This is a genomic window from Anaerocolumna cellulosilytica, assembly GCF_014218335.1.
Lineage (GTDB): Bacteria > Bacillota > Clostridia > Lachnospirales > Lachnospiraceae > Anaerocolumna > Anaerocolumna cellulosilytica.
On sequence record NZ_AP023367.1, the window covers coordinates 1,573,613 to 1,588,263 of the forward strand.

Annotated in this window: 15 protein-coding genes and 1 pseudogene; 13 read left to right on the forward strand and 3 right to left on the reverse strand. The window is 32.8% G+C overall.

Annotated features, from left to right (window positions below):
* Positions 1 to 119 precede the first annotated feature (119 nt).
* The 7 genes from acsn021_RS22850 (at position 120) to acsn021_RS06905 (ending at position 6,703) form a co-directional block, all read left to right on the forward strand.
* Positions 120 to 2,234 (forward strand): Dam family site-specific DNA-(adenine-N6)-methyltransferase, encoded by a 2,115-nt coding sequence (locus acsn021_RS22850; RefSeq protein ID WP_184092471.1) that lies wholly within the window; start codon positions 120 to 122, stop codon positions 2,232 to 2,234.
* A 66-nt stretch (positions 2,235 to 2,300) separates the two neighbouring features.
* A complete protein-coding gene (locus acsn021_RS06880) occupies positions 2,301 to 4,301 on the forward strand; it encodes an AlwI family type II restriction endonuclease (protein ID WP_184092472.1) in 2,001 nt (666 codons plus the stop codon).
* A gap of 34 nt (positions 4,302 to 4,335) precedes the next feature.
* Positions 4,336 to 5,142: an AlwI family type II restriction endonuclease gene (locus tag acsn021_RS06885; RefSeq protein WP_184092473.1), complete on the forward strand. Its 807-nt coding sequence runs from the start codon at positions 4,336 to 4,338 to the stop codon at positions 5,140 to 5,142.
* Positions 5,143 to 5,275: 133 nt separating this feature from the next.
* Complete coding sequence (locus acsn021_RS06890; protein ID WP_185264988.1) at positions 5,276 to 5,413, forward strand: transposase; 138 nt, start codon at positions 5,276 to 5,278, stop codon at positions 5,411 to 5,413.
* 98 nt (positions 5,414 to 5,511) lie between these two features.
* Positions 5,512 to 6,180, forward strand: a complete 669-nt coding sequence (locus acsn021_RS23145) for an IS3 family transposase (protein WP_184092569.1) — start codon at positions 5,512 to 5,514, stop codon at positions 6,178 to 6,180.
* 59 nt (positions 6,181 to 6,239) lie between these two features.
* Positions 6,240 to 6,464 carry a hypothetical protein gene (locus acsn021_RS06900; RefSeq protein ID WP_184092474.1) on the forward strand — a complete coding sequence of 75 codons (225 nt, stop codon included), beginning with the start codon at positions 6,240 to 6,242 and terminating at the stop codon, positions 6,462 to 6,464.
* Positions 6,425 to 6,703 (forward strand): hypothetical protein, encoded by a 279-nt coding sequence (locus tag acsn021_RS06905; protein WP_184092475.1) that lies wholly within the window; start codon positions 6,425 to 6,427, stop codon positions 6,701 to 6,703. The genes acsn021_RS06900 and acsn021_RS06905 overlap by 40 nt, the downstream gene beginning before the upstream one ends.
* 572 nt (positions 6,704 to 7,275) lie before the next feature.
* Here the strand turns inward: acsn021_RS06905 and acsn021_RS23055 are convergent.
* Both acsn021_RS23055 and acsn021_RS23225 read right to left on the reverse strand, forming a co-directional pair.
* Complete coding sequence (locus acsn021_RS23055; protein WP_408626147.1) at positions 7,276 to 7,638, reverse strand: hypothetical protein; 363 nt, start codon at positions 7,636 to 7,638, stop codon at positions 7,276 to 7,278.
* Positions 7,621 to 7,851 (reverse strand): annotated as a pseudogene (locus acsn021_RS23225) (IS4 family transposase); the annotation flags it as partial. The gene acsn021_RS23055 and the pseudogene acsn021_RS23225, both read right to left, overlap by 18 nt.
* A gap of 1,021 nt (positions 7,852 to 8,872) precedes the next feature.
* On the opposite strand from acsn021_RS23225, the gene acsn021_RS23060 reads away from it, so the two are divergent.
* Positions 8,873 to 9,094, forward strand: coding sequence for a DUF6809 family protein (locus tag acsn021_RS23060; protein WP_334297378.1), 222 nt, complete (start codon positions 8,873 to 8,875; stop codon positions 9,092 to 9,094).
* Positions 9,095 to 9,349: 255 nt separating this feature from the next.
* On the opposite strand, the gene acsn021_RS06920 is transcribed toward acsn021_RS23060, so the two are convergent.
* A complete protein-coding gene (locus tag acsn021_RS06920) occupies positions 9,350 to 9,520 on the reverse strand; it encodes an Arc family DNA-binding protein (protein WP_184092478.1) in 171 nt (56 codons plus the stop codon).
* A 173-nt stretch (positions 9,521 to 9,693) separates the two neighbouring features.
* On the opposite strand from acsn021_RS06920, the gene acsn021_RS06925 reads away from it, so the two are divergent.
* From acsn021_RS06925 to acsn021_RS06945, 5 genes are all read left to right on the forward strand, one after another.
* The gene (locus acsn021_RS06925; RefSeq protein WP_184092479.1) at positions 9,694 to 9,972 is read left to right on the forward strand and encodes a DUF6809 family protein; all 279 of its coding nucleotides are present in this window, start codon (positions 9,694 to 9,696) and stop codon (positions 9,970 to 9,972) included.
* A 429-nt stretch (positions 9,973 to 10,401) separates the two neighbouring features.
* Positions 10,402 to 11,166, forward strand: a complete 765-nt coding sequence (locus acsn021_RS06930) for a SagB/ThcOx family dehydrogenase (protein WP_184092480.1) — start codon at positions 10,402 to 10,404, stop codon at positions 11,164 to 11,166.
* Between the two features lie 98 nt (positions 11,167 to 11,264).
* Entirely contained in the window at positions 11,265 to 11,843 is a 579-nt protein-coding gene (locus acsn021_RS06935) for a uracil-DNA glycosylase family protein (protein WP_184092481.1), read from the forward strand.
* A 92-nt stretch (positions 11,844 to 11,935) separates the two neighbouring features.
* Positions 11,936 to 12,283, forward strand: coding sequence for a cupin domain-containing protein (locus acsn021_RS06940; RefSeq protein WP_184092482.1), 348 nt, complete (start codon positions 11,936 to 11,938; stop codon positions 12,281 to 12,283).
* A gap of 478 nt (positions 12,284 to 12,761) precedes the next feature.
* Positions 12,762 to 14,639 (forward strand): alpha-glucosidase, encoded by a 1,878-nt coding sequence (locus tag acsn021_RS06945; protein ID WP_184092483.1) that lies wholly within the window; start codon positions 12,762 to 12,764, stop codon positions 14,637 to 14,639.
* Positions 14,640 to 14,651 lie beyond the last annotated feature (12 nt).

The following is a 14,651-nucleotide window of genomic DNA, read 5'->3' on the forward strand; positions in this document are numbered from 1 at the left end:
TAATGTATTTGTTTTAAAAAAAAGCTAAAAAAGCAATATTTATAAATTGAATTATGGTCTCAACTATGATAAACTTACTTGTAAAATGAAATGGTTGCCTAAATTAAGGAAGTGTGAAAATGAAAACTACTAAACAGATAGAAAGCACATATAATATTACTCGTCAAACTTTAGATAATTGGATGAGAGATAACTTAATATCAAAGCCAATTAAAGATTATAAAGGTTGGTACCAATGGGATGAAACTAATGAAGGTCAGATTCAATTTTTTATAGAGTCAAAAAAAGAAAATAAACATAAACTAGCAGAACAACTTGAAACACTTAAAATTACAAACAGAAGATATTTGGGTAGCAAACAAAAAATGCTAGATTTCATTTGGAAAGTAATTTCTGAAAATACAAGCGGAGTAAACACTGTTGCTGATGTATTCGGTGGAACGGGTTCAGTTGCAGAGATGTTTAGGCAAAAAGGAAAGAACATAATAGTAAACGATATTCTATACTCTAACTATTTGTCTTTTTTAACATGGTTTGGAACCGAAAAAGTAAACTATAAAAAAATCAAGCAAATACTCTCAGAATTAAATAAACTTGAACCTACTAAAGAAAATTATGTTTCAGAGCATTTTGGCGATAAGTATTTTACATTGGAAAATGCTAAAAAGATAGGGGAAATTCGTGAAAGAATAGAAAACTATAAAGATATTAATGAACGTGAAAAAGCTTTTCTACTAACATCACTTCTTTATGCTATGGATAAAGTTGCTAATACTGTAGGGCATTACGATGCGTATCGGCAAAAAATGGATAGTACAATGCCACTAAGATTAAGACTTCCAGAACTAAATGAAAATAAAAAAAATGAAGTATATAATAGTGATGCTAATAGACTGGTAAGAGGTATAATTGCAGATTTAGTTTATATAGATACTCCTTATAATTCACGCCAATATGGAGACGCATATCATTTACTTGAAAACATAATGGAATGGAAAAAACCAGAAGTTATAGGTAAAGCTATGAAGATGGTGGATAGAAGTAAAGTTAAAAGTGATTATTGCACAGTTAAAGCTCCACAAGCCTTTGAAGATTTAATTCAAGGAATAGATAGTAAGTACATTCTAGTGTCTTATAATAATATGGCTGAAAAGGGCGCAGGGCGTTCTAATGCCAAAATCTCAAATGAAGAGATAATTGAAACTCTTAAGAAAAAAGGGAAAGTTATTATTTTTGAAACAGACTTTAATGTATATACAACAGGTAAGACAAAGATAGAGAATCATAAAGAACTTCTTTATTTATGTGAAGTCAAAAAAAAAACTAATAAAAATTATTATGTTCAATCAGCATTAAATTATACTGGTGGAAAATATAAGCTTTTGCCACAGATAGAGCCATTATTTCCTAAAGAGTATAATAACTTTATTGACTTGTTTGCAGGAGGAGCAAACGTTGGGGTAAATGCAAAGCCTAAAGAAAAGATTTATATAAATGAAATCAAGTACTATTTAGTTGAACTCTATAAGTTTTTTAAAAGTATAGATATTGATATTCTTTTATGTAAAATAGAAACTCTCATTGATGAGTACGGACTTAGCAATACAAAGCAATATGGTTATGCTCACTATAATTCAGATAGTGGTAAAGGTGTAGGTGAATATAACAAAGAACCTTTTAAGAAATTGAAAACAGATTATAATAATGGAAAATTTACAGGAGATGATAAAAACTTAGTATTTTACATTCTCATAGTTTTTGGATTTAATAATCAAATTAGGTTCAACTCAAAGGGAGAGTATAATCTTCCGCAAGGGAAAAGAGATTTTAATGATAAAATGGTTACTAAGTTAAAAACTTTCCATAAAGCTATAAAAGATAATAAGATAGAATTTTCAAATCTTGATTTTAGAGAATTTAGAAACTATTCAAAAGATGATTTCATTTATGTGGATCCACCTTATAGAATATCAACTGCGAGTTATAATGAACTTGGGGGGTGGACTCTTCAAGATGATTTAGATTTACTCGAATATCTAGATAAAGCAAATAAAAAAGGTGTGAAATTTGCACTTAGTAATGTAATAGAGCATAAAGGCGAAGAAAATAATGTACTTATTGAATGGGCAAAAAAATACAATATCCACGAACTTAATTTTAATTATAATAATTCTAACTACCAATCAAAAGCTAAAGGTAATGTTACAAAAGAAGTTTTAATTACAAATTATTGACTTAAAAGCTACCAATAGGGTGGCTTTTTTGCTATAATTATACTATTGAAATAGGGGGAAGTAACCATGAAATTAAAAGACATAAGTTCGGTTTTCAATATGGGTGATACAAGCTTTAGAAGAAAGACTTTACTTGAAGATTATAAAGTTTTATTACCACTTCTAATAGTACATAAAGAGTTATATCCTACTTGGGAAAAAAATAATGAAGCACAAGCAGAGTATTTTAAAACCGTTGTTAATAATACAAAATTTTTTACAGAGGCGAGTTTAGAGGCAAATCCAGCAAAACGTGGAAGAACTTTAACAAATGCTCTTATAAAGCCAGGTTTAATTAATGAAAAGAGAGAACTTAGCGAAGTAGCTTTAAACTGGGTTAAGAATAGTAATTCAAGAGAAGATAAACTTGAAAAATTAATGTCTTTATATACTGATAACTTAGTTTTTTTTAGACAATTTTATAAGTTGAGAGTTTATGAGCCTAATGGTTTAAAATATTTTTATCCTTTTAGAGTTGCATTAGAATTTTTATCAAAATACAAAGATGTAAGAGAAAATGATTTATTATTAATTTTACACTTAGTTTCTCCAGAAATTGGAGAAGAAAAGCTCCATGAAATTATAAATGTTTATCAAAAGGTTGTGGATGAAGAAATTACGTTTGAAAAATTCTTTGATAATTATTTAGATAATATGAATGATGAGAAAACACTTGCTATTGAGAAAGCTAGAAATATTTTCTCGCAAGAAAATCTAAATGAAGATGAGTTTTGGGAGTTGTTTAAGAATAACAAAAGTAAGCAATTTGCATATTTAGATTTTTATAAAGCACTTCAAGAATATAGAAATACAAAATCATACGATAGCTTAAAGGCTTTAAATGATATTTCTAAAAATCCTGCAATTAAAAAGGCTTTTGGATTTAATCAATTACCATTTAAATTCCCAAGAACCAATAAATTTACTTCAGAAGAGTTTGAGAAATTAAATGTTAATCATAAATTGCTTTCAGATAAAAAAGAAGATTTTTATATTCAATTTACCTTATCTAAAAAGGCAGATTTAGTAAGAGAATACTCTGATATGACGAAGAGAACCTTTGCACTTTCAGGAATAATCAGTTTTGATAAAGGTCTTGTTAATTTAACTCAGCCTTGGATAATCGAAAGCTTACTAAAAGTTGCGGGGAATGAGATTAATTTAACAGGTATAGAAGATATTAAAAATTACGAAGGAAACATAGAAAGTGATTTTTATAAAGATATTACTTTAGCTGTTATTCTAAACTTATCAGCAGAACAAGTACTAGATATTGAAAATATCATTAAACAAAAGTTCGGAGTCACAGATGTTACTACTCTTGAATATCAACTTGAGCAAGAACAAGAAAATAGATTTAGGAAAGTCATTGAAAAAGACTTTCCAAGAAAAACTGTGTCAGAACTTCTTAGATTATTTAGCGATAGAAGTATAGAAAATGACAGAGAAATTCAGAGTATTGTAACAGATTCAGCGACAGTTCCTACAATCTTTGAATATGTATTAGCAATAGCATGGTTCTACATTGCAGAGAAAAAATTTTCTTTAAGGAAAAGTGTAAATCTATCACTTGATGGCAATTTCAAACCACTTACACATGCAGTTGGCGGAGATGGAGATATTGTTATAGAATTTGATGATGTAACTTTAATGCTTGAGGCTACATTAATGGATATAAACTCTCAAAAACGTGGAGAACTTGAACCAGTAATTAGACATACGGCAAACTTAGCAATTAGAGATAATAAAAGAGTATTAACTATATTTGTAGCAGATAAGCTTGATTCAAATGTAATCAATATATTTAGAGCAAGTTCATTTATTGAATTTGAAAGTACACAGCAACGTGATAAAACTATAAAAGGTATTGATATATTTGCCCTTAGAATTTTGGAACTTGTAACTGCTCTTGAAAAAAAAATTAGCCAATCACGTATAATTGAAGTGGTTGAAAAATATTATAAATCTTCTCCTGTGACAATATATAATGGTTGGAGAGAAGAAATAGTAGAGCAAATTTTTAGTTAAAATTAAAAACATTTATTAAGATAGGAGATTAAAATTGATAGAACAATATTGGAGTGTTGGAACTGCACTAAGAAACCCTAATAGAGTAATAAGATGTTTAGATATCATTGATACATTCGCAGGAATAACTTGGACGGAAACAACACAATTAGATTATTATATTGAGCGCATTTTAAGAGGTGAAGTTAATCCACAAAATATTTCAGTAGGACGATTAAGAGTATTATCTCAAGTTGATAAAAGAGATTATATGTATTCAAATTACGAAGATGCGCCTATGCGAGGTAGAGTTGTTGGAAGTTTGTTTGAAAAATTGGGTTTAATAACAACATTTCCGACTATAAATCTGACGCCATTAGCTAAAAATGGAGTTAAAGGTATTATTACACAACAAGAGATGATTAAAGAGGCTTTAATAAATTGGGATGTAGGAAATGGACATAACTTATGTAGTCCGTTAGTGCTTACTATATATTTAATTTTAGTTGTAAATAATAGATATGCGATAGGTAGCAATGTAGGAATGACTGGTATTACAGTAGGCGAATTTAGGCAATTTGTAATGGAAATTGATGATTATTCGCAGATAGATAATGCAGTTAATAATATACTTTCAAATAGAAGAGCATTGAGTGGTTACTTTTGGGAAGATTCAACTGAAAAAGATTATAAAGATAATAATTTAAAATACTTTAAAGCAACTGATTTAGTTCTTACTAGATATCCTATTTCTTCAAGTGACAATGTTTTAATAGATTTAGACTATACTCAAAGAGCAGAATTAAATAGAATTATAAATACTTATATTCCATCAGCTGTTAGAAGTATATGCGGTTTATAGTTTATTAGTGGAAGTAGTTATTTTCAATCTGTGTGAGGATGAAGAAGGTGTAGGTGGATCTATATTATAAAAGTGGACACGATTAGTAACCATATAATACAATTAAGTAGACATAAAAAGGAGGTATCTACTCATGTCCACAAGTAAAACTGGAACAAGGTATGACGAGGACTTCAAACGTACTCTCGTTAACCTTTATCAATCTGGCGGTAAAACACAGGCTGCTCTCTGTAAAGAATACGGCGTTTCCCTAACCGCTCTTACCCGTTGAATCAAGCAATACTCAACCGTCAAAACGGATGATGGCGAGGTCTTGACCGCCAAACAAGTGAAGGATCTTCAAAAATGCAATGCTCAGCTTAAGGAGGAATTCCTCATACTAAAAAAAGCGATTGCCATCTTCACGCCACACTCAAGCAACGATTAGATGCTGTTCATAAGCATCGTTTTCAGCATGACATAAAAATTCTTTGCAGTGTATTAGGTGTCAACAGAAGTACCTATTATAAGCATTTCCACTCAGTACCTGCTGACCGCACCAAAGAAAATCAGGAGATAGCCAAACAAATTCTCCAAATCTACGCCGATTATAACAAGCGTCTTGGTGCATATAAGATTACTTATGTCCTCCAGCGTGATCATGGCATTCACATCAGTGTTGGACGAGTGTACCGCCTGATGAAAACACTTCAATTACCACGAATGTCAACGGTGAAGCCATATCGTAACTACCGGCATAAAGATACTGGCAATTGCACCAATCATCTCCATCAGGAGTTCAACCAGAAATCCCCTGACATTGTCTGGGCAAGTGATTTCACTTATATTAAAGTTTCTGGGAAATGGTATTATCTCTGTATTGTAATGGATCTATCTTCTTGCAAAATCATTTCCTGGAACATTTCAGCAAAACCTGATGTCACGCTGGTAATAACTGCATTCAAAAAAGCTTATGATAAAAGGAAATACCCTACTGGGCTCATGTCCACTCTGATCGGGGATCTCAATATACTGCATTTTCATTCAGACAGTTATTGAATTCTCTTAATGTAGTGCAGTCATTTTCTAAGAAAGGTTATCCCTAAGAGATGTATGGAATGAAGTTCTCTCCTGTATATTATGATGAAGCTATTCAGAATGAATATGCTAGAGTACAAGCTTGTTCTATTGTGGAATCAATACTGGAAGGGGACTTGATATTCCATGCAGTAAGTGATGTATATGAAAATAAAGTAAATGAATATGGTTATATGAAAAACCCCATGTTTAAGGAAGAACAAGAGTGGATGCTGAGTATATCAATGGCCCAGAGTGCAGAATAAACAAAAAAGCATATTTGGGTAAATATATATTGTCAGAAATAAAAACATATTGTAGTAAGAATAAAATACCGATATATTTTGAACTGAATTATCAAGATAAAAATGATTGTTTTATTAATGAAATTGTGACTGGACCTAAATGCTGTATGTCAGAACGCGAAGTGAAGCAAATTTTATTCCTATGGGGGTATGATGTATCAAATATAACCGTTGGGAAATCTGAGCTTACATATATATAACTACTAAAAATTATAAATCCCATTTTAGGGTTAAGGAACAAAACTAAGTGAGTGAATTATGCTATTGAAAAATAATTTATTTGTAATTTTGAATCGGTAAAATTAAAATAATCTGATAGTAGAGAAGTGCCGACAAAGTTGATTGCTTCGAAAATGATTGTTGTTTGTCTCAGATGATATACGCAAGTAAAAATATAGAAATACGTTACGATTTATTTAAGATATGTAATAAAATATATATAAATTACTCAACTTTCCCAGCTTAAGTTTCCAAACAAAGCCTGAATAAATAAGGTCTGAGATCTCATCCATTCATACACTTTACTTTTGAGGATTTGTAATCTCTGCGGGTAAGTTAATTAAATTCTCCACAAACAGAGCCATCAGGCTCGTAAGTGCATTTGTTAAATCCATGTCCTGTATATCATCGCGAACATGTAAAATAATTCGCCATAGGTTTTCTGGTCATTTTGATTTCTTCGTATCCATTCCATGATTATATATCTGGTAAATACGATTGTTGTATGGCTTACTTTGTCATTAGAACTACGGCTTTGAAATTCAGTACCCAGTTACATTAAAGATTTAGATGCTTTGAAGAATACATCGATTGACCACCTGTTGCCGTAAATTCGAACAATTTCGGCATCGGATAAGCTACAGTCTGTGCTGAGCAAATACAAACATTCACTTTTCCAGTTGCGGTTACGAATAACTACGATTTTTACCGGGATTCTCTCCTTGGTAGTTACAACCAGAGAACCAAAAATATTTGCTGCATATTCATGTGATACAAATTTCCGGAGTTCGGGTAATGTATAGGCTTTACCCCGGAAGAAATACCTCTGTTTTAATTGCTTTACCATACCGATTGCATCAATTCCTGTTTTTAAGATTTCCTTCAGCATCGGTTCTGTAGTAAACCAGGTGTCCATCAGTACGTAGTCAGCTTTGATTCCAGAGGCTAATGCCCTCTGAATCAGCAAAATAGCAGCAGCGGTCTTTTTTATTAGGCTTTCTGTACGACTTATATATCCGTTAGTCCGGTGGTCAATATCAGAAGAAATTTCCTGATAGCGATTGTCCTTGTTTGCCGAAGAAAGCATGTTAAATCCGACAGGTATAAAACTGTAACTGTCTGACCATCCAAGTGTTAAAAGTGTAAACCCCCTTTGGAATTTATGGCTTACATGGTCATAGACCTTTGCAAGTAGTTAAACATTTTTACTACGATTGCGTTGTATAACGGAATCATCCAGAAAACTAAGACCTTAACACGTTCCGGTCTGGTCAATTCATCAAAAGCGGAAGTAACCTTTGAGGCTAAAAGCAGCAAAAATTCTTTCAGTTGTAGGATGTTTCGTTCAGGAAACGATAATAAGTATTCTTAGAAACAGCCTGGTCTTTATGTTTAGAATTCAGGAATCGAAATAAATTCTTTCCCTGAAATACTAACAGAAGCATAAATTGGAACACCTCAAACAGGAATTCCACAGGATTTTGTGACATTGGACTTGCGTAACAGTTTCCCTAAGTGAAGATTTCTGATTGCATCAGAAAATTGATTCTGGGTATTTTCAATTGAGTCGTTTTGGTATATCATAAGATTAGTACCTTTCTTTATATGGTATGGATTGTGGTGATCTTATTATACCAAAGTTTGGTGCTATTTTTATGTCAATACACCCCAATTTATGAAATTGTTTTGCTTGATTTATCAAGCGTTACACCCGCCATTACAGGTGGGAAAATATTAATAGTAAATAGAAAGAGCCTTGAAAGTAGTATTTCGGGGCTTTTTTTATGTTTGATGAAAATTATATCATTTTTAATGCTTAACACTTTCGGTTTTTAACTAAAAGTTTTTAATGTTCTTTATTAGAACCATATTGTTATTATTTTAAGATAAAATGTATAGGTATTGTACATGCCAATTTATAACAACGGAAATATAGAGTGATTCAGGATATCAAACATGTAAATCTTATTATAGTAATCGTGGAGTGAGGTAAACTTTTGTTTGCAAAGACTTAAAAGTATAAGCATAATATTATAGAATGCTCTAAATTAATGCTAAATTAAAATCAACAATTATGGTGAAAGGAAAGAAACAGAAAGGAATCAATACTTAAAAAACTATATTACGGCTATTTTAACCGTGAACAATCTATTCATAATAATAATCCAGAATACCGAAATATCAATAATAAGGAAATTAATGTTATGGAAGAATTATTAGAAAAGAAAGTTTCGGACGAAGACTATAAAGAGATTATAAAACTGATGGAATTACATACTGAATCTGCATCACTTGAAACAGTGGATGCTTTTGAATGTGGTTTTAGGTTTGGGGCATTAATTATTATAGATCTTTTAAAAGGTAATGAATGAGATAAGGGGAGTATGATTCTTTATAAACAGCGCACCACTTCTTGGGCGGTGGCAATTAAAGCATTGACTACAAGAAACCACATTCCGTGCCGGCCTAGTATGGTTTCCCCCTATAGTAAATACATGAAATACCAGTAGTAGTGCATACGCTGTTTGAACAAAATGTTACTCCATTTTCGAGTAACACCTACGTCTTTAAACCCAGATATACATTATAAAGTAAAAAGACAGCAATATTATATGTTTCAACATAGATTATTCCAGTTCTATATTTCCGTGATTCTTTTCGAATTCGTCAACATGTTTTTTCATAAGGACTTCTATTTCGCGATTAGCAGAGCGAGCATTATATTCTGCTACAAAACGGAATTTTTTTAATAATTCGGAATCAATCCGTAGTGTGAATTTGGATAGTTGAGTTGGCATATTAGCATCTCCTTAAAAAAGTTATTTAACTTCATTATACTGTCCAAATGACGGCAAGATAATTATTGACGGCATAATGGCGTCGTACTATAATTAAAGAAGATATTCTTATTGCAACGTATAATCAAAAATGTAAATAAAACCAACAATTACGATGAAAGGAAAGAACCAGAATGGAGTCAATTCTCAAAAAACTATATTACAGCTATCTTAACCGAGAACAATATTTTTATGATAAAAACCCGGAATACCGTAATATCAATGAAAAGACAATTAAGGCTATGGAAACATTAGAGAAGAGAGTTTCAGACGAAGACTATAAAACCATATTGAAGCTGATGGAATTACATACTGAATCTGTAGCAATTGAGACAGCGGATGCTTTTGAATGTGGTTTTAAGCAAGGGGCATTAATCATGCTAGAAGTTCTAAAAGATGAAAAAACGAGATAAGAAAATTTAAGTGAATACTCTATATGAAATAAATATTGTTTTAATCAATTCTAATTGAAATAATTCGAAATTAGATAATGAGAGAAAACCTCATAAGTTGACACAAAAACGTTATAATGATAGTATGATAAGTAATTGAATACTATATAGAAAGAAATGCCAAACATAAAAACTTGGCGTTTTAAAAAGGGAATCAGGCGAGTCCTTCACTATAAATCCATGTAGCAAAGCTATAAGAAGGAAAAATACAACAAATAAAGAGCGGTTTGTGTTTTCTTAAATAAGCAAGGCTGTACAATATAGATACAAGTCCACAGTACTTAAAGAGTATAACGGAGCATATGGCTTCGCGCCATATACAAGAACAAAGAAAGGAAAACAATCCAATTACTTAATAATAGGATAATTGGATTATACAAACGAATAGAAATGGGAAGATATGAAGTAGAGAGAAACTTTTTAAAATCTAATTTTAATAAATTGAAGAGTATTAAGACGGATAGAATGAAGGGATTACCCCAGCCAGAAGGAATAAAGCATTATGACACCGATTCAGAAATAATCAACTTACCGACCGTCAGTGCTGATATTATAAAAAAACAGGGGATTTTCCAATGTATCAAGGATAGGAGAAGTATTCGGCTTTATAGTGAGGAGGCCATAAATCTTGCAGAGTTATCCTATCTTTTATGGGCTACACAGGGTGTAACTGGAACAAATAAAACCGGTTTGACTTTTAGGACAGTTCCCTGCAGCGGAGCAACACATACTTTTGAAACCTATCTATTCGTAATGAATGTGATTGGCTTAGAGAAAGGGATTTATAGATATTTACCATTAGAGCATGCGCTAATATTCTTGTTTCCATTAGATGATATAGAAAAGAAGCTAGATGAAATTTCATTGGACCAGCCTTTTATTCCTCATTTTACTAAAAAATCAGCGGTAACCTTTGCATGGAGTACGACACCTTATAGAGCGGAATGGAAATTCGATGTGTCTGCGCATAAGAAAATCTTAATTGATGTTGGACATATTTGCCAGAATCTTTATTTGGCGGGTGAATCACTGGATATGGGAGTTTGTGCTATTGGCATCTATGATCAAGAGGCGATTGATAAGTTATTGCAATTAGATGGAAATGAAGAATTTATCATATATTTAGCAGCTGTTGGTAAAAAGAAGAATAAATAGTGATACTAACTTAGTGTTAATATTAAAGTAGAGTTCTTAACTATGTCAAACTCACGATATCGTAACATAAACTCATAAAAATATATTGGAAGTGAAGTATGATGTTATTCGAAAAAATCAAACAAGAAATTATGGCTGACCCAATGAATGAATCCTATACAAAAATGGGAATTTCACCATTATTTAAAGCTTCTGTAGAGGCTCGTATTGCCATAGTCGGACAAGCACCAGGACGTAAAGCAGAAGCAACTGGGTTGTTTTGGAATGATTTAAGTGGTGACCGATTAAGAGAGTGGATGGGAGTATCGCGTGAGGTATTCTATAATACGAATCGCATTGCTCAATTGCCTATGGATTTCTACTACCCGGGAAAAGCGAAAACGGGTGATGCCCCACCTAGAAAAGGATTTGCAGAAAAATGGCATCCACGCTTACTAGATGAGATGCCAAATATTGAAATTATAATTTTAATTGGAAGCTATGCACAGAAATATTATTTAAATGAAAAGCGTGAGAAAAGTTTAACAGAAACAGTGAGAAATTTTAAAAAATATTTACCGGAATATTTTCCATTGGTGCATCCTTCTCCTTTAAATCTTGGCTGGTTGAAACAAAATCCATGGTTTGAGAATGATATTTTACCGGTTCTAAAAGAAATTGTGATTAGGAACTTATAAGCAATCAATAATTAATTCAATGCAAGAACCAATATATATACTCCAATTGGGGTATATTAAAGTTTAAACATACATTTTAGGAGGGTTTATCTATGAATAAGTTTGTTTTTAATGATTATTTTCATGAGCCACAGGGGAAAATTGCCAAACGAATGATTTTTAAAAGCGATAATGTAATTGCTTTTGTTCTAAACATTGCAAAAGGGGAAATACTACCGGGACACACGCATTTAGAATCAACCCTTTTCCTGCAGGTCATGGAGGGTAATGCCAAGGTTGTCACGGATGGTAAAGAAACCTCATTGCAGGTAGGAGAATTAATACAGGTTGATGGACAGGAGAGCCTGCAAGTTATAAACAACGGCGAAGATGTCTTGCGCCTTTACGTTACAATTTCACCAATGGGTTCAGAGGCTTTTGCAACAGATGCAAATGTTTAATTGTGCAGATTTGGGCATAAAATGAACAGCAAAAGAAAATGAACGAGATAAACATATTAAAACAATACCAAACTGGCGCAGCACTTGTCCTGTGTGTGAACGTACAGGTGTAAAATTATTATGGACAAGTATAAAGAAAGATAAAAGTCTGCTAAGTGTTTGTAAACGCTGTGGCAATTAGCTACAAGACCAAAGTTTGTGATATATAAACAATTAAAGTCAAAGTAATTATAAACAATCTACACAGACGGTAAAAGCCACTAACAATTGAGTTGGTGGCTTTTATTGTACCAAATATTTTATATGTATTTCCTATGTACGGTAGGAAACATTCTCACATCTACTCTATATGCCTATACATGATTCTTATTCTACTGCATTACTAGCTGGCACATTGTTCTTTATAACAGCATAAAGTTTAATTAGAGTAGTTAAGTTGTTTAGAAATATATAGGTAAGAAAGGGAGTGTATACTTCTATGTTAACAAGAAAAAGCCGTTTGAAAGATGTCTATGCGAATCCAATTGGTCGGGACATTCTTGACCGAGCAGCTTTACAACTAAATATCAGCAAAAAGGTTATAGCAAATCCGTTCATAAGAAATCTAAGGCTAAAGACCTTGCCTAAGCTTTTAAAAAGACGATTGAGTGAAGGCTTTGTGGATACTTTGCTTACCCTTTTAAATACCGAACAGGATACAGCAATGTCTGGTGATGGCAAAATGCAAAAAGCATGGTGGAAGGAGGCAGTATTTTATCAGATTTACCCTAGAAGCTTTAAAGACAGCAATGGAGATGGTATTGGGGATTTACAGGGTATCATAAGTAAATTGGATTATATAAAGGAGTTGGGGATTGATGCTATCTGGCTTTCACCGATTTATGATTCGCCCAATGATGATAATGGCTACGACATCAGAGATTATAACAAAATTATGACTGAGTTTGGAACAATGGAGGATTTCGAAGAATTAGTAATAGAAGTTCATAAACGTGATATGAAGCTTATCATGGATTTGGTGGTTAATCATACCTCAGATGAACATGAATGGTATCAGAAGGCTGTAAAGGAACCGGAATCCAAGTACAGAGATTATTACATCTTTCAGGATAAGCCAAATAACTGGACATCATTTTTTAGCGGTAGTGCCTGGAACTATGTAGAAGAACGTCAGCAGTATGCACTGCATTTATTTTCAAAGAAGCAAATGGATTTAAACTGGGAAAATGAAAACCTGCGGCAAGAAATTCATGAGATGGTAAAAACGTGGCTGGAGAAAGGTGTAGACGGATTCCGTCTTGATGTCATTAATTATATTTCTAAGCGCAACGGTTTACCTGATGGAAGTGAAGATATTGGTAGGCTCATGGGGTATTATGGAGCGGAACATTATTTTTATGGACCTCGTCTCCACGAGTATCTGCGTGAAATGAATGAAAAGGTATTTCGCCCATATAATGCGTTTTCAGTGGGTGAAACACCCGGAACAGGGCTGGAAATGAGTAAGCTGTTAACCGCAGATTACCGGTACGAGCTGGACATGGTATTCTCCTTTGACCATCTGGAAACACCGGGGCATACCCGTTTTGATGAGTATCAATATGACCTAGGTTATCTGAAAAGTTATATGATTTATTGGATGGAGAACTACGGGAACCACTGTCAGCCATCCCTGTTTTATGAGAATCATGATAACCCACGTATGATTTCTAAGATAAATGCAGATCCCCAGTACCGGATTGTTCTGGGGAAGCTTTTGGCAGTAATCCAGCTTACCTTGCGAGGCACGCCATTTATTTATCAGGGACAGGAACTTGGAATGGTCAATCAAGACTTTCATACAATTGAGGAGCTTCGTGATGTAGAGTCCTTGAATCTTTATAATAAGTTATGTAAGACTATGGGAAAAAAAGAGGCGTTTGCAAAGATACTTGCCGGTACAAGAGATCATGCCAGAACACCAATGCAATGGAATAATCAGCAATATGCAGGTTTTTCCGATGGGGAACCTTGGATTAGGATGGATGAGGATTATAAGTATTGCAATGTAGAGTCACAGCTTCAGGATGAGGATTCCATTCTTCACTTTTATCAGGAATTGCTTGCATTCCGAAAGGAACATAGCGTCATTTATTATGGAGAAGTATGTTTTACCAATAAAAAAGAAAAAGATTTATTTATATATTATCGTAAGGATGAAACAGAAACTCTATGTATTGAAATAAATCTGGGTTCATATAACAAGAAAAGAAAAAAGTGTCCGCAAGGGGTTCGTCTGTTATCAAATTATGCAGAGCTTTCGCCTGTATTCTTACGACCTTATGAGGCAAGTATATGGAAACAAGGAAACAAATAAAATAGATTGACA